Here is a 20,679-nt window from a genome sequence, read left to right as displayed (position 1 = left end):
CGGGCTGCCGGTGAGGCAGGCGGCTTTAATCGTCGTTCCCGCGCAGGCGGGAACCCAAGTTCTGCATGCACCTCGACGGCGCATCGAACCTGGATCCTCGCCTTCGCGGGGACGACGTTTACGAGCTAACGAATACGTGCCGGTGCGATTACTGCACCGAAGCAGTCGCCTTGTTGATCGAATTGATCAGATCCTGGCCAACCCGGTCCGCCATCTGCTTCTGCACCGGCAGCAGGGCCTTGCGCCATGCCGCCTGCTCTTGCGGGTTCAGGTTGTAGATGGTGGTCTTGCCCGCCTTGCGGATGGCTTCCAGGGCCTGGTCGTTGTCCTGCTGGGCAATCGCCTTTTCGTACTTGGTGGCGTCGTTCATGGCCTGCTGCAGCTGGGTGCGGATGTCGGCCGGCAGGCCGTCCCAGAACTTCTTGTTGACGATGACCGCATAGCCCAGGTAGCCGTGGTTCGAGACCGTCACGTGCTTCTGCACCTCATGCATCTTCTGGGTGTACATGTTCGACGGCGGGTTCTCGGTACCGTCCACCACGCCGGTCTGCAGCGCCTGATAGACTTCCGAGAAGGCCAGCGCCTGCGGGTTTGCGCCCAGCGCGCGCATCTGCGCGTCCAGCACCTTCGAGCTCTGAATGCGCATCTTCAGGCCGCGGAAATCGGCCGGCATGTGCAGCGGCTTGTTGGCCGACATGACCTTGAAGCCGTTGTCCCAGTAGGCCAGGCCGGTGATCCCCTTCGGCTCCAGCTTCTGCAGCAGGCTCTTGCCGATCGGGCCTTCGGTCACGGTGTACAGCGCGGCCTTGTTCGGGAAGATGTACGGCAGGTCGAAGACTTCGAATTCCTTCACGCCCAGCGGACCGAACTTGGCCAGCGAGGGCGCCAGCATCTGGACCGCGCCCAGCTGCAGGGCTTCGAGTTCTTCCTTGTCCTTGTACAGCTGGCTGTTCGGGTAGACTTCGACCTTGACCCGGTGATTGGTCATCTTCTCGGCCAGTTCCTTGAAGCGCTCGGCGGCACGGCCTTTCGGCGTGTCGGTCGCCACCACGTGGCTGAACTTGATGACGATGGGGGTCTGGGCCGCTGCGCTGAACGCGAAGCCGGCGCCGGCGACCAGGGCAAGTGCTGCCACGACGGATTTGATCTTCATGAGTCTCCTCTCCAATAAGAATAGGTTTTATTTTTTTATATTTGCCACGAGTCTGCTGAGCTTCTTAACAACAAGCTATTGTGGAAAACCACAATTGTTCGCTCAGCAATAAAAGTATCACGTTATCGCATGAAAAACCCTTTTTCGATGCCGCGTCCCGTACCGGACGGCCCCTGGCGCTGGCTGGTGCCGGTGCTGCTGGTGCTGCTCTTCCTGCTGGTCCTGCTGTGGCTGCCCTGGCAGGCGCGCCAGATGGAGAGCAATGAGCGCCAGGAACAGCTGATCGCCGACACCCTCTGGGTCGAGCAGACCCTGCGCTTCGAACTGGCGCGCAGCGAGGAGGTGCTGGCGACCCTCGGCACCGACCTGGCCGCCGACAGCCCGCCCGCGCACGACGTGGTCGAGGCGCGCATGGCGCAGATGTTCAAGAACGGTCACGAACTGCGCCGCATCGCCTGGCTCGACGCCGGCGGCCGGCAGCTGGCGGTGCAAGGCGCCGAGCTGGCCCACGGCGCGTTGACCGCCTCCTCGCGCGATGCCCAGGAGATGGCGCGCAAGACGCATAACGGCCGCTACTCCGATCCGTATAGCCTCGGTCCGGCCAGGTATGGGCCAGATGCCGGCCTGGTCGACTACCACCTTCCGCTCTACCACGAAGGCAGGTTCGTCGGCAGCCTGGTCGCCACCTACGACTTGCAGACCCTGCTGGACGAGAACGTGCCCTGGTGGTTCGCCCAGGACAATTCGCTGTCCCTGCTCGACCGCGACGACCACGTGGTGGCCCACCGCGCCGCCGGCGGCCCCGGGCGCGGCGTCTACACCCACAAGCGCGCGCTCGACCTGCCCGGCGGCCAGATCGTGCTGGCCACCGACAGCGTCAAGGGCGCGCCCAGGCTGCTGCCCAACCTGCTGGTCGGCTCGGTGATCCTGCTGGCGCTGGGCCTGGTGCTGTCGCTGGCCGCGCTGTGGCGCCACATCGCGCGCACCATCGCCGCCGAGAACGCGCTGCGCCAGCAGATGGCCTTCCGCACGGCGATGGAAAACTCGCTGCTGACCGGCCTGCGCGCGCGCGACCTCGAAGGCCGCGTCACCTACGTCAATCCGGCCTTCTGCCGCATCGTCGGCCTGCCGGCCGGCGAACTGCTCGGCAGGACCCCGCCCATGCCCTACTGGGCGCCGGAGGAAACCGACGAGTACGAGGAGCGCTTCCGCAAGATCCTGGCCGGCCAGGCCACGCCGCAGTTCGAGACCGTGTTCCTGCGCCCCGACGGCACCCGGGTGCCGGTGCTGGTGTTCGAGGCGCCGCTGGTCGACAGCATTGGGCGCCACACCGGCTGGATGAGCTCCATCCTCGACATCACCGACCGCAAGCGCGCCGAGGAGCTGGCCCGCCAGCAGCAGGAAAAGCTGGAGACCAGCGCGCGCCTGGCGACCATGGGCGAGATCTCGTCGATGCTGGCGCACGAGCTGAACCAGCCGCTGGCGGCGATCTCCAGCTACACCGCCGGCGCGCTCAACGTGCTGGGGCGCGCCAGCGACCATGCGGCCCCGCTGGATGCCGGCATGCTCAAACGCGCGCTGGAACAGGCGAATACCCAGGCGCGGCGCGCCGGCCAGATCATCCGCAGCGTGCACGAATTCGTGAAGAAGCGCGAGCCGCGCCGCGAGAGCGTGATGGTGCCGCAGGTGATCGAGGGCATCCGCGCCCTGGTCGAGCTGCAGGCGCGCCAGAGCTACGTGACCCTGCAGGTCGAAGTGCCGCCCGACCTGCCGCCGGTGCTGGCCGACCGCGTGCTGCTCGAGCAGGTGCTGCTGAACCTGACCCGCAACGCGATCGAGTCGATGCAGGACATCGACCGCGAGCGCCGCGTGCTGCGCATCGAGGCCGCGCGCTTCGATGCCGACGACCAGGGCCGGGTGGCGGTGTCGGTGATCGACAACGGCCACGGCATCCCGCCCGAAGTGGCCGAGCGCCTGTTCTCGCCCTTCTTCTCGACCAAGGCCGAGGGCATGGGCATGGGCCTGTCGATCTGCCGCACGGCGATCGAATTCCACGGCGGCACCCTCACCCACGCCGACAATCCCGGCGGCGGCACCGTGTTCACGTTCACCTTGCAGCAGGCGCAGGCTACAATGCCGACCTGAAGAGCAGGACTTACGAAGGAGACTCCATGCTGCACATCGTCGACGACGAAGACGTCATCCGCGACGCCCTCGAATGGCTGGCGCAATCGCGCGGGCTGGCCGCGCGCGGCTATGCCGGCGGCCAGGCCTTTCTCGACGCCCTCGACGCCCAGTCCGGTCTTGATGCCGCCACCGGTAGCGGGACCGCCGGGGATGGCGAATGCGTGCTGCTGGACGTGCGCATGCCGGGCATGAACGGCATCGCCGTGTTCGACCAGCTGGTCGCGCGCGGCCTGCTGGCGCGCCTGCCGGTGATTTTCCTGACCGGCCACGGCGACGTGCCGATGGCCGTCGATTCGCTCAAGCGCGGCGCCTTCGACTTCTTCGAAAAACCCTTCAACGACAACCAGCTGATGGACCGCGTCGACGAAGCCCTGGCCAAATCGCGCCAGGCCGCCGCCTCCAGCGCGGTGCGCGAACGCCTGTCCACGCTGTCGGCGCGCGAACGCGAAGTGCTCGACCTGATCCTGGCCGGCAACATGAACAAGGTCGTGGCCGACAAGCTGGGCATCAGCATGCGCACGGTGGAAGTGCACCGCGCCCACATCTTCGACAAGATGCAGGTCAAGACGGCGGTCGAGCTGGCCGGCCTGTTGAAATAAAACTTCCTTCGCTTTTCGTTCCGGAACCCCGCGCACGGCAGGTTTCGCGCCCTGCTTTTCTGAAGTTCGCTTGTAAAATCAAGCTGAACACGCCATGGTCAAACTGACCATGCAAATATTTTCTTAGGGAACGCAGATGAGCGAAAAGACAATTGCAGACAAAATGTTCTTGAGGAACGCGAAATCGATGCTGATCCTGAACGGGAACGTGCATCCCGGCATGGTGTCGCAGATCCCGCCCGACCTGATCAAGGACGACCAGGACAAGGTGGATGTGGTGTTGCTGTTCGCGATGAACCGCAAGGAACTCGAACAATACTTCCCCACCGCGAAGGAGCGCATGGGCGAGAAAGGATCGCTGTGGGTGGCCTATCTGAAGCAGACCGCGTCGAAGGCCACTGATATCAATCGCGACTCAATCAACGCTTATGCGAAGGAAAACGGTATCACAGGCGTGGCGATGATCTCGATCGACGGCGACTGGTCGGCACTGCGCTTGAAGCGCATCGAGATTTAAAGCAGACTCAGGCTGCGTGACGGGCTAATGCCCAGGCGACATGCTCGCGCACCAGCGCCGACGGATGCTCCAGCCGGGCCCGCAGCGCGGCCACGATGCGCGGGTCGCCCTTGGCCCCGGCCTCAGCGGCAGCGTTCCCCATGCCTACCGCCAGATTACGCAGCCAGCGCTCATGCCCGATCCGGCGGATCGGGCTGCCCTCCATGCGGCGGTTGAACTCCTCTTCTTCCCAGCCGAACAATTCCACCAGCCCGGCGGCGCCCAGGCCGTTGCGCTCGTCGAAATCCGGCAGCACGGCGCGCCGGGCGAACTTGTTCCACGGGCAGACCAGCTGGCAATCGTCGCAACCGTAGATGCGGTTGCCGATCAAGGGCCGCAGGTCTTCCGGAATGCTGCCCTTCAGCTCGATCGTCAGGTAGGAGATGCAGCGCCGCGCATCGAGGCGGCCCGGCCCCAGGATCGCGCCGGTCGGGCAGGCGGCGATGCAGGCTTCGCACTGGCCGCAATGGGCGCCGGTGGCATCGTCGACGGGCAGCGGCAGGTCGACCAGGATCTCGCCGATGAAGAAGGTCGAACCGGCCTCGCGCGACAGCAGCAGCGTGTGCTTGCCGCGCCAGCCCAGCCCCGCCTTTTCCGCCAGCGGCAATTCCATCACCGGCGCCGAATCCGTGAACACGCGGAAGCCGTACTCGCCGGCCAGGCCGCGCACGCGTTCGGCCAATTGCTGCAGGCGGTTGCGCAGCACCTTGTGGTAGTCGCGTCCGCGGGCGTAGACGGAGACCACGGCGGCGCCCGGATCCTGCTGGCGCAGGCGTTCCCGGGCGCGCCAGTCGGCGTCCGCGCTGTTGCCACCCGAGATGGGCAGGTAGTCCATGCGGGCGACGATCGCGCGCACCGTGCCCGGCACCAGTTCCGCCGGCCGGGCGCGCTTCATGCCGTGGCTTGCCATATAATCCATCTCGCCATGGTGGCCGGCGTCCAGCCAGGCTTGCAGCCCTGCCTCGTGGCGCGCCAGGTCGACGTCCGTGATGCGCACCTCGGCAAAGCCCAGTTCTACGCCCCACGCCTTGATGGCGCGTGCGAGTTCGTTCAGGTCAGGCTGGGATGGGGACATGGCGGGACGGACACTGGCTGGTTGGTACGACAAACCCGATATTCTATTCGATGCAGCATTCATTCAACGCTTATCTTCCGGACGAAGCCGCCACCCAGGCCCTGGGCGGCGCCCTCGCGCGCGCGCTGCGCCCCGGCCTCGTGATCTATCTGCACGGCGACCTCGGCGCCGGCAAGACGGCCCTCACGCGCGCCCTGCTGCACGCGGCCGGCCACAAGGGCGCGGTCAAGAGCCCGACCTATACGCTGTCCGAGCCCTACCGGATCGCGCTCGACGGCCAGGCCGTCAACCTGATCCACTACGACCTGTACCGCATGTCGAGCCCGGAAGAATTCCTCGATGCGGGCTTCCGCGAAGACTTCGACGGCAGGAACATCTGCGTCGTCGAATGGCCGGAAAAAGGCGAGCCGGTGTTGCCCCCGCCCGACGTCCGGGTGTTGCTTACGGTCAGCGGCCACGGCCGTGCTGTAGAATTGCAGGCGTTGTCTGAATTGGGCCTGCTATGCCTCGAACGCCTGCACTACCCCCCGACTCCCTGATCCCCGGTTCCCCGAAGCGCCGCGCGGTGCTGAAGGCCGGCGGCACGCTGCTGCTGTCCGTACTCGCTCCGCTGCCGGCGTCGGCCGCGCAGATCATGGCCGTGCGTGTCTGGCCGGCCGACGAGTACACCCGCGTCACGCTGGAAAACGACAGCGAGCTGAATGCCTCCCACTTCATGCTGGCCGATCCGCCGCGCCTGGTGGTCGACATCGACGGCCTGGCGCTCAACGAGACGCTGAAAAGCCTGGTCGCCAAGATCGAATCGAACGACCCCTACATCAAGCAGGTGCGGGTCGCCCAGAACCGCCCGAACGTGGTGCGCCTGGTGTTCGATCTCAAGGAAGAGGTCAAGCCCCAGGTGTTCACCATGGCCCCGGTGGGCGGCTACCGCCATCGCCTGATCTTCGACCTGTATCCGGTGCATCCGGTCGATCCCTTGTCCGCCATGATCGCCAGGGAGAACTGGTCCGAGGGCGGCGCGCGCGCCACCGAAGTGCCCGCGGCGACGCCGGCGCCGGCCCAGCAGCCGGGCGCGCCGACGGTCGGCCAGGCCGGCCCCGACGCCATCGCCAGGCTGGAAGCCGACGCCGCCCGCGCCGGCAGCACCCCGGCCCAGCCGCAGCCGACCGCACCGCAGGCGCAGCCCCAGCCGCAAGCGCCGACACAGGSCAAGAACGCGCCCGGCGGCAAGGTGATGCGGATGGTGACCATCGCCCTCGATCCCGGCCATGGCGGCGAGGATCCGGGCGCCACCGGCGCCACCGGCGTGCATGAAAAGGACATCGTGCTGGCGATCGCCAAGCGCCTGAAGGGCAAGCTGGAAGAGCTGCCGAACACGCGCGTGATGCTGACCCGCGACGCCGACTTCTTCGTGCCGCTGGGCCAGCGCGTGGAAAAGGCGAGGAAGGTGCAGGCCGACCTGTTCGTCTCGATCCACGCGGACGCCTTCATCCAGCCCTCCGCGCGCGGCTCCTCGGTCTTCGTGCTGTCGGAAAAAGGCGCGAGCTCGAGCGCGGCGCGCTGGCTGGCGGCCGACCAGAACAAGGCCGACCTGATCGGCGGCGTGAACCTCGGCACCCACGACAAGCAGCTCGCCAGCGTGCTGTTCGACCTGTCGACCACGGCGCAGATCAACGACAGCATGAAGCTCGGCAAGGCCGTGCTGAGCGAGATCGGCGGCATCAACCGCCTGCACAAGGGTTCGGTCGAGCAGGCCGGCTTCGCCGTGCTGAAGGCCCCGGACATCCCCTCGATCCTGGTCGAAACCGCCTTCATCTCGAACCCGGAAGAGGAAGCGCGGCTGAAGGACGACGCCTACCAGAACCAGCTCGCCGACGCGATCACGAAAGGCATCAAGCGCTACTTCGCGTACAATCCGCCGCTGGCGAAGAGCCGAATGACCTGATCTCAGCCTGGAGGGTTTTGACGTGAGCGTTACTACTACTCAATTCGGGCAACTGCCCGCCCTGCTGCTGCGCGCGCCGGACGGCGCCGAAGCCACCATCACCCTGTACGGCGCCCACCTGGTGTCCTGGAGGCCAGCGCACAGCGCTGGCCGCGAAGGGCAGCCCGGCGAAGCCGGGCCGGAGCGCATGTTCATGAGCAGCCTGTCCGCGCTCGACGGCAGCCGCGCCATCCGCGGCGGCGTGCCGGTGATCTTTCCGCAATTCGCAGAACGCGGCGAAGGCATGCGCCACGGCTTCGCCCGCGTCAGCACCTGGCGCTTGCTCGACAGCGGCGAACAGGACGGCGCCGCGTTTGCCCTGCTGGGCCTGAACCAGGACGACCTGTCGCCGCAGGCTTCGAGCGCCTGGGCCTATGCCTTCGAGCTGGCGCTGCGGGTGAGCGTGCAAGGCGCCAGCCTGGCGATGTCGCTCGAAGTGCGCAACACCGGCACCCACCCCTTCTCCTTCTCCAGCGCCCTGCACACCTACCACCTGGTCGAGGACGTCGAAGCCGTGCGCATCGACGGCGTGCAGGCCGAGACCCTGGCCCTGACCGACAAGCTGGACCAGGTATTCGAGCGCATCGCCGGGGCGATCACCTTCGACAACGGCGCCGACAAGCTGCTCTTGCAGCAGAGCGGCTTCACCGATGCGGTGGTGTGGAATCCGGGCGCGGCCGATGCCGCCGCGCTGTCCGACCTCGAAGACGAGGAGTACCGGCGCTTCGTCTGCATCGAACCGGCCCTGCTCCAGCCGCAGACCCTGGAACCGGGCGGCAGCTGGAAGGGCGAATACCGGGTGGGGCCGGCTACTTCCTGACGCGCTCGAAGCTCAGCTGGTCGATCATCCGCCACGGCTTGTCGCCGGCGTGGACTTCATAGGCCATGTGGAAGCTGTCGTCCGATTTGCGCTCGAACACGAAGCGCTCCTCGCGCAGGGGCTCGCTTGATATCGTGCGGACGAACACCACCTTGCCGTCCTGCCAGCCCTCGCTGGCGAACGTGCGCGCGCCGCCGCCGTTGTCGTTGACGGTCATGACCAGCTTGCGCGAGCCGCTCTCGATGCCCCACAGACCGAGCGCCTTGTAGCTGTTCGGCGCGCGGTCGGTGTGGCGGTACTGCAACCACTGGCCGTCCAGTTCGGGCGTGAAGCTGACCTCGGCCTCGATCGGGCGGCCGGAGGCGAAGGCGCCCTTGCCGCTCCATTCGCCGCCGAAGAAGGCGGCCATCTCGGCGGGCACGCGGGTCGGCGCGGCAGGGGTCTGGGAAAAGGCGGGAATGGCGGCGCAGGCGCACAGCGCCGCCGCCAGGATGCGGGCAGTCAGGGTCATGGCGAGGAGCTTAGTTGGATTCCTTGATCATCCGGCCCGAGGTCGACTGCACCGGGCGCGCATTCAGCGGATACAGGCGCGAGAACAGCGCCATCTGGGCCGGCGAGGCCTGGCGCGGCTGCTTGAACACCAGCCACAGCACGCCTTCGGTGCAGGGCGGCTCGGTGAGCGAACCCATGTAAGTGAAGTATTCACGCTTTTCAGGCAGCGCATCCTTCGGGTCGATCACGATCGAGGGCGATACGACCTCGTTCTTTTCGAGCGGCAGGTTGTCCCAGATGGTCTGCACCAGGCTGTGCGGCTGGCCGCGTTCGAGCAGCACGGCGATGATCGCGATCTTGCCGTCATAGCTCTTGTGCACCAGGTGCATGACCATTTCCGTGCCCTTGCCGTTGATGCGCTCTTCCGACGGACGGTGGAAGTGGAACTGCTGCAGCTCGTAGGTCTGGTTGCCGACCGTGATGAAATTGCCGCCGCCGACCGTCACCTGGACGGTGTGGCCGTTGTTCACCTCGTTGAACGAGGACGGGTGGTAGTCGAAACCGATCTGCTCGAGGTTGACCTTGATGCCGTCGCGCAGGTCGATCGGCGACTGGCGGTTGCCGGTGCCGCACTTGGCCCAGTCGACATTGATCTTGGACCAGTTGGCCGGGCCGAGTTCGCCCTCGTAGGACCAGACGGTGCCATGCTTGGGCGCGGCGGCCAGGATCGCAGCGGCGGAGGCGGCCTTCTCTTCCTCGCGGCGCCTGGCGTCGGCGGCCTTTTTTGCGCGTGAGGCCGCGCTGGCGCGGGCCTGCTGGCGTTCGCGCAGTTCGGCCAGGCGCTCGGCGATCTTGGCCGAGAGGGCGACTTCGGCCGCTTCCTCATCCTGTGGGGCGGGGGCGGCCTTCTTGGCCGGGGCCTCTTTCTTGCCCGGCAAGGGTTCCTTGGCCGCGTCCTTGGCCATCTGTTCCTTGGTCGGCATCGAGGCCGACGCCGGCTTCGACACGGAGGCCGCCAGTCTGGCTGCCGCGGCGGGGGCAGGATCGTTCGCGCTTGCGCTCAGGACGACGCAGCTGCAAGCGAACAGGGCGATCAGGTTACGCATGGGATTCCAGTAGTGTTGCTGTCCCATGCTTTATCGGCGCGGGCAAGGGTAAACTTGAGCGCCGTAAACACACAGCGCGCCGTCGAAGCGGCGCGCTGCAGGAATGACAAGGTGCGCTTTCAGCGGCTGAGCATGCGGCGCCCGAACTTGTAGATGCCGCCCAGGGCCAGCGGCACCACGGCGGCGCCGACACCGATCAGCACGATGGCGGTCAGGTGATCGCGCACGATGGGAATGTTGCCGAAGAAGTAACCGGCGGTCACGAGACCGGCCACCCACAGGACGGCGCCGGTGATGTTGAACATCTGGAAACGCGCATGCGTCATCTCCGAAATGCCGGCCACGAAGGGAGCGAAGGTCCGCACCACCGGCACGAAGCGCGCCAGGATGATGGTCTTGCCGCCGTGCCTTTCGAAGAAATCGTGGGTGCGCTGCAGCGCATCCTTGTTCAGCCAGCGGTAATCATGGGTGAAGACGCGGTGACCGATGGCCCCGCCGATGTAATAGTTCAGGGTATTCCCGGTAACGGCGGCAATGATCAGCAGCGCCATCAACAGCGGATAACTCATCTCGCCGGTGGCGCAGAAGGCGCCGGCGATGAACAGCAGGGTGTCGCCCGGGAAGAAGAACAGCACCACGAGACCGGTCTCGCAGAACACGATCGCGAACAGGACCGCATAGACATACACACCGTACTGGGCCAGCAGGGTGCCCAAGGTCTTATCGACGTGCAGAAGCATGCCGAAGAGTTGCATCAGATCCATAATCATCCTAAATGGTAGCGCCGAATCATACCATCAGACCGTCTTCAAAAAATGGCCCCGGGGTCAAGATCATGGAGAGAATTTGTACTTTCCGGATTACAATCGTTCGAATAAGAATGACAAGGAGAGAAAGATGGCTTACCGGAAGCTTCACCACGCCGTGCTGCTCGGGATTGCAGCCTTGATGGCAACGGGCGCAGGCGCCGCCGACAAGAAGGCGGAGAAGGAACTGCCGCCCAAACCCAGCGTCGGCGACGTACTGAAAGGCTCGACACCGGGCGACTGGCGCCCGCTCGACCCCGACAACACGCTCTATATGGAGCTGCCGGGCGGCCGCGTGGTGATCGAACTGGCGCCGGACTTCGCCCCCAACCACGTCAGGAACATCAAGGCGCTGGCGCGCGAACACTATTACGACGGCCTGGCCATCATCCGCTCGCAGGACAACTTCGTGGTGCAATGGGGCGATCCGCACGAAGACGACGAGCAGGCGCGCAAGGTCAAGGGCGCGCACCGGACCCTGCCGGCCGAATTCACGGTGTCGCTGGCAAACGACCGCCACTTCGTCCGCATGCGCGACATCGACGGCTTCGCGCCCCAGATCGGCCATTCGGGCGGCTTCCCGGTCGGCCGCGATCCGAAGGCGGGCCGCACCTGGCTGGCCCACTGCTACGCCATGGTCGGCGTCGCCCGCGGCAACGAGTCCGACAGCGGCGGCGGCACCAGCCTCTACGTCGTCACCGGCCAGGCGCCGCGCCAGCTCGACCGCAACATCACCGTGGTCGGCCGGGTGGTATCGGGCATGCCGCTGCTGTCGACCCTGCCGCGCGGCCCGGCGCCGATGGGCTTCTACGAGCAGCCGGGGCAGCAGCTGCCGATCGGCGCGGTGAAGGTCGCCGCCGACGTCCCGGAAGCCGAACGCAGCCGCCTCGAAGTGATGCGCACCGACAGCGCCACCTACCAGTCCGTCCTCGAAGCCCAACGCAACCGCGGCGGCCCCTGGACCAAGTACACACCGAACTACCTCGACCTCTGCAACGCCCAAATCCCGGTACGCGAGCAAAAATAAATTCGGGGTCAGAGCACATTACCGCTGAAATTCGGGGTCAGAGCACTTTTTCGGGCAATGGTTAGAAGGTAACTCAACCGGCCAGTTTCCCTCTGCGGCACGACGGTGGCGCTACTTGAACCGGGCCGATCAGCCGTCCGGCGAAATGTGCTCTGACCCCGAATTTGCAGAAAAATGTGCTCTGACCCCGAATTTTGGAAAAATCGGACAGCCATGCTTTGCCATGTGGCGGCGAGCTATAATTTGTGAATGAACGCCCCGGCCCCCACCCACCGCCCCATCCAGCAGCTTCCTGACCAGCTCATCTCGCAGATCGCCGCCGGCGAGGTCGTCGAGCGGCCCTCGGCCGTGGTCAAGGAATTGCTGGAGAACGCACTCGATGCCGGCGCCACCCAGGTCACGATCCGTCTCGAGGAAGGCGGCGTCAAGCGCATCGCCATTACCGACAACGGCCGCGGCATTCCGCCGGAAGAGCTGCCGCTCGCACTGGCCCGCCACGCGACCTCGAAGATCGCCTCGCTGACCGACCTCGAAAACGTCAACACCCTCGGCTTCCGCGGCGAGGCGCTGGCTTCGATCGCCTCGGTGGCGGCGGTCAGCATCACCTCGCGCACGCCGAACGCGCCCCACGCCTGGGAGATCGTCGGCTCGCACCAGGGCACGGTCTCGCCCTCCTCCGGCGCCTTCGGTACCACGATCGACGTGCAGGACCTGTACTTCAACACGCCGGCGCGCCGCAAGTTCCTGAAATCCGACCAGACCGAGTACGGCCACTGCGCCGAAGTCGTGCGCCGCATCGCGCTGGCCCGTCCGGACGTCTCGTTCAGCCTGACCCACAACGGCCGCACCATCGACCACTGGAACGTCAGCGAACCGGCCAAGCGCAGCGCCCAGATCCTCGGCAACGACTTCGCCGAAGCCAGGCTGCAGCTCGACGAAGCCGCCGGCCCGCTGCGCCTGCATGGCTACGTCGGCCTGCCGACCGCCTCCAAGGCGCGCGCCGACGGCCAGTTCTTCTACGTGAACGGCCGCTTCGTGCGCGACAAGCTGCTGGTCCACGCGGTGAAGGCCGCCTACCAGGACGTGCTGCACGGCGACCGCTTCCCCAGCTACGTGCTGTCGCTGGAGCTGGACCCCGCCATGGTCGACGTCAACGTGCACCCCTCGAAGATCGAGGTGCGCTTCCGCGACAGCCGCGCCGTCCACCAGTTCGTGTTCCACGCGGTGCAGCGCGCGCTCGCCCAGACCTCGGCCACGGCCCACGGCAACGCACCGGCGCCGGTCAGCGCGGCCGAGATCGCGCCCTCGGGCGCGTCCTGGGGTGGCGGCTTCGGGCGGGATTCCAGCATCGGCGGCACCCCGGCCTGGCGCCGCCCGCACGAGCAGACCTCGTTCGGCTCGCAGCTGACACCCGGGTCGCCGTATGCCTCGACCTTCTCGCCCTCGCCCCACCCGGCCGGCAGCCGCTGGGATGCCCAGCCTTCCGGCGCCGGCGTGGCCCAGCGCACCGAAAGCTACGGCGCCCTGTTCGCCGGCGTGAAGGACGCCGATGCCGCGCAGGCCAAGTCCGCACCGTCCGGCTTCGAAATGCCGCTGCCCGCCACCACCGCACCGGCACACGACGACGACTTCCCGCTCGGCTTCGCCCTGGCCCAGCTGCACGGCATCTACATCCTCGCCCAGAACCGCAAGGGCCTGGTACTGGTCGACATGCACGCGGCCCACGAGCGTATCCTCTACGAGCAGCTGAAGAATGCCCTCGACGCCCAGGCCGGCGGCGAACAGATGCAGGTGCAGCAGATGCTGATCCCGGTGACCTTCTTCGCCGACGCCGTCGAAGTCGGCACCGCCGAAGAAAACCGCGAGACGCTGCAGGCGCTCGGCTTCGACATCACGGCGGTCTCGCCGACCACGCTGGCAGTGCGCGCCGTACCGACCCTGCTGAAGAACGCCGATGCGCAGACGCTGGCCCGCGACGTGCTGCGCGACGTACGCGAATACGGCGGCTCGCGCGTGCTGATCGAGCGCCGCAACGAGCTGCTCGGCACCCTCGCCTGCCATACCGCGGTGCGCGCCAACCGCATCCTGTCGGTGCAGGAGATGAACGCCCTGCTGCGCCAGATGGAAGCGACCGAACGCGCCGACCAGTGCAACCACGGCCGCCCGACCTGGGTGCAGCTCGAGATCTCCGCACTGGACAAGCTGTTCCTGCGCGGCCAGTAATAGCCTCGTTATTTATGAATATGAATCACAAACCGATGGCGGTCGCCATCATGGGCCCGACCGCGTCCGGCAAGACCGCCGCCGCACTGGCGATCGCCAGGGAGATGCCGGTCGAGATCATCTCGGTCGACTCGGCCCTGGTCTATCGCGAGATGGACATCGGCACCGCCAAGCCGAGCCCCGAAGAACTGGCCAGCGTGCCGCACCACCTCATCGACATCATCGACCCGCTCGAGTCCTACTCCGTCATGCAGTTCCGCGAAGACGCGATCCGGCTGGTGGCCGGGATCCAGGCGCGCGGCAAGCTGCCGCTGCTGGTCGGCGGCACGATGATGTACTTTAAAGGGCTGGTCGACGGCCTCGACGACCTGCCGACCGCCGATGCCGAGGTCCGCGCCCGCATCGATGAGGAAGCCGCGCGCATCGGCTGGCCCGGCATGCACGCCAGGCTGCGCGAACTCGATCCGGCCACGGCCGACCGCCTGGCGCCGAACGACGCCCAGCGCATCAACCGCGCGCTGGAGATCATCGAACTGTCCGGCAAGCCGATGTCCGAACTGCTGGCCAGGCGCGAGAAGACCGAGCTGCCCTTCGAACTGCTCTCGTTCGCGCTGGAGCCGTCCGACCGCGCGGTGCTGCACAAGCGCATCGCACAGCGCTTCGACCAGATGCTGGGCAGCCGCGACGACGAAGGCATCGTGGCCGAAGTGGCAAGGCTGCGCGCCCGCGGCGACCTGGACCTGAGCTTGCCGTCGATGCGCTGCGTCGGCTACCGGCAGAGCTGGGAATACCTCGACGGCCAGTACGACCGCGCACAGCTGCGCGAGAACGGCATCGTCGCCACTCGCCAGCTGGCCAAGCGCCAGCTGACCTGGTTGCGTTCGATGCCGGAGCGGATCGTGGTCGATTGTCTGGCGAAAGATGCAACGGCCCAGGTTCTGGGCGTGCTGGACAAGCACATTCGAAGCGCGTAACCTTGACAGTCTTGTGTGCGGACGRCATAATGCCCTCCGCTTTGGTGATATAGCTCAGCTGGTTAGAGCACAGCACTCATAATGCTGGGGTCGGTGGTTCAAGTCCACCTATCACCACCAGATTTCAAGCGAGATGGCTTGGCTCCTCAAAGGCTAGGCCATTTTGTTTTTAGTACCGTTTTAGATGGTGATATAGCTCAGCTGGTTAGAGCACAGCACTCATAATGCTGGGGTCGGTGGTTCAAGTCCACCTATCACCACCAGACATGAAGAACCGCCGGTTTCGCGAGGAGCCGGCGGTTTTTTCTTTTCCAAAAATGCCAGCCTTGCGCAAACATTCACGGAGCACCCCGATGACCGACCACACCGCCGAACCGACCCGCCGCGAAGCCGCCGCCCGCCAGGCCATCAAGAACGGCTTCGACATGGAAGACGAGGATTCCGGCGTCGCCATGTTCGTCGCCTTCCATCTCGAAGAGCTCCCGCCCGGATACTGGCAGGAGAAGATGGGAACAAGCCGCCCGGATCCCGCCGCCGTGCTCGACATCCTCGAGCTGCGCGGCTACTCAGGCGAAGACGACGACATGGAATACTTCGATTTCACCCTGCCGGGCAAGGTGACCGACTACGTCATCAGCGTGCGCTTCGACGCCAAAGGCAAGGTCGACGAGATCTCGATGGAGAGCTAGGCCATCGCCGAAGGCTGGCTGAAATGCTCAACCAGAAAATCAATGAACACCCTGCTCCGCGCCGCCTGATTCCGCCGGTTCAGGTAATACACGAACAGATCCGCCGACGGCAGCCGGTACGCCGGCAGCACGATCTTCAGCCGTCCACTCTCCACATAGCGCGCCAGGTCCCACTCCGAGCGCACCAGGATGCCGTGCCCGTCCAGCGCCCAGCCCAGCACGATGTCGCCGTCGTTGCTCGACAGCGCGCCATGCACCTTCACCACCTCGCTCTGCTCCTCTCCCTCGCCTGAATAGAAGCGCCAGACGCCGTGCGCCTCTTCGTTCTGGCGGTGCACGATGCAGCGGTGCCGCGTCAGGTCGCTCAGGCACGCCGGCACGCCATGCCGCTGCAGGTACAGGGGCGAGGCGCACAGGAAGCGCCGGTTGCTCATCACGCGGCGCGCGTTCAGGCGTTTATCCGGCAGCGCGCCGAAGCGGATCGCCAGGTCGTAGCCGCTCTCGACCAGGTCGACCGGGCGGTCGGTCACTTCCATCTGCACCTCGACCTGCGGGTAGCGCTTTGCGAATTCGGAGACGATCGGTGCGATCGTGGTGCGGCCGAAGCCCAGGGTCGCGTTCACGCGCAGCAGGCCCTTGGGCGCCGCGCGGCCGCTCGACACCGCGTCCTCCATCTCGCGGATGCTGGCGAGGATGCGGCCCGCGTGCGCCAGGTAGGTCTCGCCTTCGCTGGTCAGGCTGATGCGGCGCGTGGTGCGGTTCACCAGGCGCACGCCGAGCCGCGCCTCCAGCTGGGCCAGGCGCTTGGTGGCCGCGGGCGGCGTCAGGTCGAGGGCGCGCGCGGCCGCGGCCAGGCTGCCGTGGCGCGCCACCAGCGTGAAGAATTCCATGTCGGCCGTGTGGTCGGGTTTCATCCGGCATTTACCTCAAGTTAATAATCAATTCGACGCGGGGAAATTATAGACGGGGAGGCAGGGGCTAAGCTGGGGACTTCATTGACACCCACGCAGGCAGCCATCATGAGAATCGTCGAGATCCGCGAACAGACCCTCCCCATCAGCTCTTCCATCCGCAACGCCTACATCGACTTCAGCAAGATGACGCTGAGCCTGGTGGCGGTGATCACCGACGTGGTCAAGGACGGCAAGCCGGTGGTCGGCTACGGCTTCAATTCGAACGGCCGCTACGGCCAGGGCAAACTGATGCGCGAGCGCTTCATCCCGCGCATCCTGGAAGCCGAGCCAGGCTCCCTCGTCAACGACAAGGGCGACAACCTCGATCCGCACAAGATCTGGGACTGCATGTTCACCAACGAGAAGCCGGGCGGCCACGGCGAGCGCTCGGTGGCGATCGGCACCATCGACATGGCGGTGTGGGATGCGGTCGCCAAGATCGAAGGCGTGCCGCTGTTCCAGCTGCTGGCGGACCGCTACGGCAACGGCCGGCCCGACCGCAAGGTCTTCGTCTACGCGGCCGGCGGCTACTACCATCCCGGCCAGGACCATGAGGCGCTGAAGAACGAGATGCGCAGCTACATCGACCGCGGCTACACGGTGGTCAAGAAGAAGATCGGCGGCGCCTCGCTGGATGAAGACCTGCGCCGCATCGACTCCATCCTGTCCGTGCTGCAGGACGGCCAGAAGCTGGCGGTGGACGCCAACGGCCGCTTCGACCTCGACACCGCGATCCGGTACGCGAAAGCGCTGTCGCAGTACGACCTATTCTGGTACGAGGAAGCCGGCGACCCGCTCGACTTCGAGCTGCAGGCGACCCTGCGCAACTACTACGACAAGCCGATGGCGACCGGCGAGAACCTGTTCTCGATGCAGGACGCGCGCAACCTGGTCCGCTACGGCGGCATGCGCCCGGACCGCGACTGGCTGCAGTTCGACTGCGCCCTGTCCTACGGTCTGGTCGAGTATCTGCGCACGCTGGACATGCTGCACCAGCACGGCTGGTCGCGCACCCGCTGCATTCCGCACGGCGGCCACCAGATGTCGCTGAACATCGCGGCCGGCCTGGGCCTGGGCGGCAACGAGTCCTATCCGGACCTGTTCCAGCCTTTCGGCGGCTTCCCGGACGGCGTGAAGGTGGAGAACGGCTATGTGACGATGCCGGACCTGCCGGGCATCGGCTTCGAGGGCAAGGCGGACCTGTTCCGCGAGATGCAGAAGCTGTCGGCCTGAGTCATTCCTCGCCGACGTCGGCATCTTCTCCCAGCGCGAACTCGCCGCGCTGGAAAGCCTCGAGTACGGCCTGGGCTTGCGTCAGATGCTCCTGCGGCACCAGGATGCGCACCCCGCCCAGTGCCGGCGCCAGCAGCAGGTCGGTCTGTACCAGGTTGGCATCGGCAAGCACCGCCGGGACGCCGGCCGCGACCAGGCAGCCCTGCACCAGGCTGGCTTCCATGGGGATCAGATAACGCGCGAGTTCGAGCAGATCGCGGCCGGGCAGCAGCCCGGCCTCCGGCGTGCCTGCCAGCAGTGCATTCAATGCGTGTGTCATGACGGCTCCCTGAAGATCGACGGCTGTGTATTCATCTTAGCAGCATCGGCAGCGCGGACAACAGATACAGCACCACGCCGATCAGGCCGCCGACCACCGTACCGTTGATGCGGATGTACTGCAGGTCCTTGCCGATGTTGAGCTCGACCTGCTCGGACATCTCGCGGCTGTCCCAGTTCTTGACGGTGTCGGCGATGTGGCGCGTCAGGAAGCCCGCGAACTCGGGCGCCGCGCCGCGCGCCGCCAGCTCCAGGTTCTCGTTGAGCGAGGCGCGTAGCAGCGGATCCTCGGCCAGCGTGCGCCCGACCCAGGCACCGGTCGCTTCGAGGCGCCGGCGCAGCACCGAATCTTCTTTCTCGAGGTCGGCCTTGATCCAGGCTTTCAGGTCGCTCCACAGCGAGCCGAGATAGCCGTTCAGGGTCTCGTCGCCGATCAGGTAGCGCTTGATGTCCTCGCCCTTCTCCAGGAAGGCGGGGTCGTCCTGCAGGCGCGCGATGAAGTCGGCCGTGAAGGCGTCGAAGCGCTGGCGCAGCGGGTGCTGCGGATCCTCGCTGACGCGCTTGAGGATGCCGGCGGCCAGCTTGACCGTCAGGTCCGCGCCCTTCCTGCCGATGAGTTCCGAGGGCAGCATCTTTTCCATGAAGGCGTATTCCTCGCGCAGCCAGTCGACGATGCCGTGGGCGATCACGGCCTGGGTCTCCTCGTTGGCCAGCAGTTTCGCCAGCTGGACGATGCCTTCGTCGAGCAGCTCCTGGTGGCGGCCGTCGCGCGTCACGCTCTCCAGGATGGTGCCGGCGGTCTTCGACAGGTCGACGGCCTGGATCATGCCGTGCACGGCGCGGCGCACGAAGTTCTGCACCGCGGCGTCCTCGATGAAGTCGAGCGCCCAGCCGGCCGTCCTGACCAGGTAACGTCCCAGCTGCCGGGTGTTCTCGGGGTGCGTGAGCCAGTCAGCCACCTTCTGCGCCGGGTCGTGGCGCTGGATCAGGCGCACGATGGAATCGGTGTCGAGGAATTTCTCGTGCACGAAGGCGCCCAGGTTGTCGGCGATGCGGTGCTTGTTGGCGGGGATGATCTCGGTGTGGCGCGAAACGAAGGGAATCGGGATGCGCCGGAACAGCGCGGCAACCGCGAACCAGTCGGCCAGCGCGCCCACCATCGCGGCTTCGGCGAAGGCTTTCAGCAGGCCGGTCCACCAGTTCTGTGGAAGGAACAAGGACAGCACGAACAGCGCGGCCGCGCCGCCGAAGAAGGACAGCGCCAGCCGCTTCGACTGGCGAAGTTCCGCACTCTTTGTATTCATGCCTCCATGTTAGCTCAGCCTAGACGACGCCGGCGCGCAGCAGTGCCTCGACGCTGGCCGCGCTCCAGCCCCAGTCGGCCAGCACGGCGGCGCCATCCTGGCCGGGACTGGATGGCGCCGGACCGATCTCCGCGGGGGTGCGCGAAAAGCGCGGCGCCGGCGCCGGCTGGGTCACGCCGTCGCGCTCGACGAAGGTGGCGCGCGCCGCATTGTGCGGGTGGCGCGGCGCCTCGTCCATGTCGAGCACGGGGGCGAAGCAGACGTCGGTTCCTTCCAGCAGCGCGCACCATTCGTCGCGGGTGCGGGTGGCGAACAGCGCGGCGAAACTGCGCTTCAGCCCGGGCCAGCCGGCCTGCCGCCATTGCTTGCGGAATTGCGGATCGTCGGCGCCGCTCAGCTCCAGCAGCTGGGCATAGAACTGCGGTTCGATCGCGCCGATCGAGATGAACTTTCCATCTGCGCAGGCATAGCAGTCGTAGAAGGGAGCGCCACCGTCGAGCAGATTGGCTTCGCGTTCATCGCTCCAGGAACCGAAGGCGCGCAGGCCATACATCATGGAACCCAGCAGCGCGGCGCCGTCCGTCATGGCGGCATCGACCACCTGGCCCCGGCCCGAACTCTTCGCTTCGAAGGCGGCGCAGACCACGCCGAAGGCCAGCATCATGGCGCCGCCGCCGAAGTCGCCGACCAGGTTCAGGGGCGGAGTCGGCGGACTGTCCGCCCTTCCGATCGCATGCAGCATGCCGGACAGCGCCACATAGTTGAGGTCATGCCCGGCCGCCTRCGCCAGCGGCCCGGTCTGGCCCCAGCCGGTAACGCGGCCATACACCAGCCGCGGGTTGCGGTCCATGCAGGGATCGGGGCCGAGTCCCAGTCTCTCCATCACGCCGGGGCGGAAGCCTTCGACCAGCACGTCGGCCTTCGCCACCAGGTCGAGCAGCAGCTGGCGGGCCCGCGGGTCCTTCAGGTCCAGCGCCAGCGAGCGCCGGCCGCGCGCCATCACGTCGAACTTCGTGCCCAGCATCGGATACGGGTTCGGCGCCGCCGGATCGGGCTTGCGGTCGATGCGGATCACGTCCGCGCCCATGTCGGCCAGCATCATGGCGGCGAAGGGGCATGGGCCGATGCCGACCATTTCGATTACTTTCAATCCTTTCAGGGGTCCTGGCATGGATGTCTC

At 66.3% G+C, this 20,679-nt stretch carries 20 protein-coding genes and 2 tRNA genes; 13 read left to right on the top strand and 9 right to left on the bottom strand.

Annotation, left to right across the window (positions count from 1 at the left end):
* Positions 1 to 148: 148 nt before the first annotated feature.
* Positions 149 to 1,153 carry a TRAP transporter substrate-binding protein gene (locus AC1DIX_RS01505; protein WP_477250788.1) on the bottom strand — a complete coding sequence of 335 codons (1,005 nt, stop codon included), beginning with the start codon at positions 1,151 to 1,153 and terminating at the stop codon, positions 149 to 151.
* Positions 1,154 to 1,282: 129 nt separating this feature from the next.
* Here AC1DIX_RS01505 and AC1DIX_RS01500 point away from each other — a divergent pair, with 129 nt between their 5' ends.
* The 3 genes from AC1DIX_RS01500 to AC1DIX_RS01490 all read left to right on the top strand — a co-directional run bounded on the left by AC1DIX_RS01500 (position 1,283) and on the right by AC1DIX_RS01490 (position 4,456).
* Positions 1,283 to 3,298 carry a sensor histidine kinase gene (locus AC1DIX_RS01500; protein WP_477250789.1) on the top strand — a complete coding sequence of 672 codons (2,016 nt, stop codon included), beginning with the start codon at positions 1,283 to 1,285 and terminating at the stop codon, positions 3,296 to 3,298.
* A 26-nt stretch (positions 3,299 to 3,324) separates the two neighbouring features.
* Positions 3,325 to 3,939 carry a response regulator transcription factor gene (locus AC1DIX_RS01495; RefSeq protein WP_441934739.1) on the top strand — a complete coding sequence of 205 codons (615 nt, stop codon included), beginning with the start codon at positions 3,325 to 3,327 and terminating at the stop codon, positions 3,937 to 3,939.
* Positions 3,940 to 4,126: 187 nt separating this feature from the next.
* Positions 4,127 to 4,456: a DUF3052 family protein gene (locus AC1DIX_RS01490; protein ID WP_477321446.1), complete on the top strand. Its 330-nt coding sequence runs from the start codon at positions 4,127 to 4,129 to the stop codon at positions 4,454 to 4,456.
* 7 nt (positions 4,457 to 4,463) lie between these two features.
* Here AC1DIX_RS01490 and queG read toward each other — a convergent pair whose 3' ends face one another.
* The gene (queG, locus tag AC1DIX_RS01485; protein WP_477250791.1) at positions 4,464 to 5,570 is read right to left on the bottom strand and encodes a tRNA epoxyqueuosine(34) reductase QueG; all 1,107 of its coding nucleotides are present in this window, start codon (positions 5,568 to 5,570) and stop codon (positions 4,464 to 4,466) included.
* 50 nt (positions 5,571 to 5,620) lie between these two features.
* Here queG and tsaE point away from each other — a divergent pair, with 50 nt between their 5' ends.
* From tsaE to AC1DIX_RS01470, 3 genes are read left to right on the top strand one after another with little or no spacing between them, the layout of a single operon-like run.
* Positions 5,621 to 6,109 carry a tRNA (adenosine(37)-N6)-threonylcarbamoyltransferase complex ATPase subunit type 1 TsaE gene (gene tsaE / locus AC1DIX_RS01480; RefSeq protein WP_441934736.1) on the top strand — a complete coding sequence of 163 codons (489 nt, stop codon included), beginning with the start codon at positions 5,621 to 5,623 and terminating at the stop codon, positions 6,107 to 6,109.
* Entirely contained in the window at positions 6,073 to 7,515 is a 1,443-nt protein-coding gene (locus AC1DIX_RS01475; RefSeq protein ID WP_477321444.1) for an N-acetylmuramoyl-L-alanine amidase, read from the top strand. The genes tsaE and AC1DIX_RS01475 overlap by 37 nt, the downstream gene beginning before the upstream one ends.
* Before the next feature lie 22 nt (positions 7,516 to 7,537).
* A complete protein-coding gene (locus AC1DIX_RS01470) occupies positions 7,538 to 8,374 on the top strand; it encodes a D-hexose-6-phosphate mutarotase (RefSeq protein WP_477321442.1) in 837 nt (278 codons plus the stop codon).
* On the opposite strand, the gene AC1DIX_RS01465 is transcribed toward AC1DIX_RS01470, so the two are convergent.
* From AC1DIX_RS01465 to AC1DIX_RS01455, 3 genes are all read right to left on the bottom strand, one after another.
* Positions 8,364 to 8,885: a hypothetical protein gene (locus AC1DIX_RS01465; RefSeq protein WP_477321440.1), complete on the bottom strand. Its 522-nt coding sequence runs from the start codon at positions 8,883 to 8,885 to the stop codon at positions 8,364 to 8,366. The genes AC1DIX_RS01470 and AC1DIX_RS01465 overlap by 11 nt on opposite strands.
* Positions 8,886 to 8,895: 10 nt before the next feature.
* Positions 8,896 to 9,972, bottom strand: coding sequence for a carbonic anhydrase (locus AC1DIX_RS01460; protein ID WP_477321438.1), 1,077 nt, complete (start codon positions 9,970 to 9,972; stop codon positions 8,896 to 8,898).
* A 119-nt stretch (positions 9,973 to 10,091) separates the two neighbouring features.
* Entirely contained in the window at positions 10,092 to 10,736 is a 645-nt protein-coding gene (locus AC1DIX_RS01455) for a VTT domain-containing protein (RefSeq protein WP_441934731.1), read from the bottom strand.
* A 133-nt stretch (positions 10,737 to 10,869) separates the two neighbouring features.
* Between AC1DIX_RS01455 and AC1DIX_RS01450 the strand changes: the two genes are divergently transcribed.
* The 6 genes from AC1DIX_RS01450 to AC1DIX_RS01425 all read left to right on the top strand — a co-directional run bounded on the left by AC1DIX_RS01450 (position 10,870) and on the right by AC1DIX_RS01425 (position 15,691).
* Complete coding sequence (locus AC1DIX_RS01450) at positions 10,870 to 11,805, top strand: peptidylprolyl isomerase (protein WP_477321436.1); 936 nt, start codon at positions 10,870 to 10,872, stop codon at positions 11,803 to 11,805.
* A 249-nt stretch (positions 11,806 to 12,054) separates the two neighbouring features.
* Entirely contained in the window at positions 12,055 to 14,028 is a 1,974-nt protein-coding gene (gene mutL / locus AC1DIX_RS01445) for a DNA mismatch repair endonuclease MutL (RefSeq protein WP_477321434.1), read from the top strand.
* Between the two features lie 20 nt (positions 14,029 to 14,048).
* Positions 14,049 to 15,002, top strand: a complete 954-nt coding sequence (gene miaA / locus AC1DIX_RS01440) for a tRNA (adenosine(37)-N6)-dimethylallyltransferase MiaA (RefSeq protein WP_477321432.1) — start codon at positions 14,049 to 14,051, stop codon at positions 15,000 to 15,002.
* 43 nt (positions 15,003 to 15,045) lie between these two features.
* A tRNA-Met gene (locus AC1DIX_RS01435) sits at positions 15,046 to 15,122 on the top strand.
* A gap of 66 nt (positions 15,123 to 15,188) precedes the next feature.
* A tRNA-Met gene (locus AC1DIX_RS01430) sits at positions 15,189 to 15,265 on the top strand.
* A 90-nt stretch (positions 15,266 to 15,355) separates the two neighbouring features.
* Positions 15,356 to 15,691 (top strand): DUF2004 domain-containing protein, encoded by a 336-nt coding sequence (locus AC1DIX_RS01425; RefSeq protein WP_441934725.1) that lies wholly within the window; start codon positions 15,356 to 15,358, stop codon positions 15,689 to 15,691.
* On the opposite strand, the gene AC1DIX_RS01420 is transcribed toward AC1DIX_RS01425, so the two are convergent.
* Positions 15,688 to 16,605: a LysR substrate-binding domain-containing protein gene (locus AC1DIX_RS01420; RefSeq protein ID WP_477321430.1), complete on the bottom strand. Its 918-nt coding sequence runs from the start codon at positions 16,603 to 16,605 to the stop codon at positions 15,688 to 15,690. The genes AC1DIX_RS01425 and AC1DIX_RS01420 overlap by 4 nt on opposite strands.
* A gap of 105 nt (positions 16,606 to 16,710) precedes the next feature.
* On the opposite strand from AC1DIX_RS01420, the gene AC1DIX_RS01415 reads away from it, so the two are divergent.
* Positions 16,711 to 17,877, top strand: a complete 1,167-nt coding sequence (locus AC1DIX_RS01415; RefSeq protein ID WP_477321428.1) for a mandelate racemase/muconate lactonizing enzyme family protein — start codon at positions 16,711 to 16,713, stop codon at positions 17,875 to 17,877.
* A 1-nt stretch (position 17,878) separates the two neighbouring features.
* Here the strand turns inward: AC1DIX_RS01415 and AC1DIX_RS01410 are convergent, their stop codons facing one another.
* The 3 genes from AC1DIX_RS01410 to AC1DIX_RS01400 are packed head-to-tail and all read right to left on the bottom strand — an operon-like array spanning position 17,879 to position 20,670.
* Complete coding sequence (locus AC1DIX_RS01410) at positions 17,879 to 18,196, bottom strand: putative signal transducing protein (protein ID WP_441934722.1); 318 nt, start codon at positions 18,194 to 18,196, stop codon at positions 17,879 to 17,881.
* 31 nt (positions 18,197 to 18,227) lie between these two features.
* Complete coding sequence (locus AC1DIX_RS01405; protein ID WP_477321426.1) at positions 18,228 to 19,499, bottom strand: DUF445 domain-containing protein; 1,272 nt, start codon at positions 19,497 to 19,499, stop codon at positions 18,228 to 18,230.
* 19 nt (positions 19,500 to 19,518) lie between these two features.
* A complete protein-coding gene (locus AC1DIX_RS01400) occupies positions 19,519 to 20,670 on the bottom strand; it encodes a CaiB/BaiF CoA transferase family protein (RefSeq protein ID WP_477321424.1) in 1,152 nt (383 codons plus the stop codon).
* Positions 20,671 to 20,679: the final 9 nt, after the last annotated feature.

It is taken from the genome of Massilia sp. 05N420, from assembly GCF_056397205.1.
Note: the sequence above shows the minus strand (reverse complement) of the source record. Positions and strands in the feature narration are given on the sequence as shown.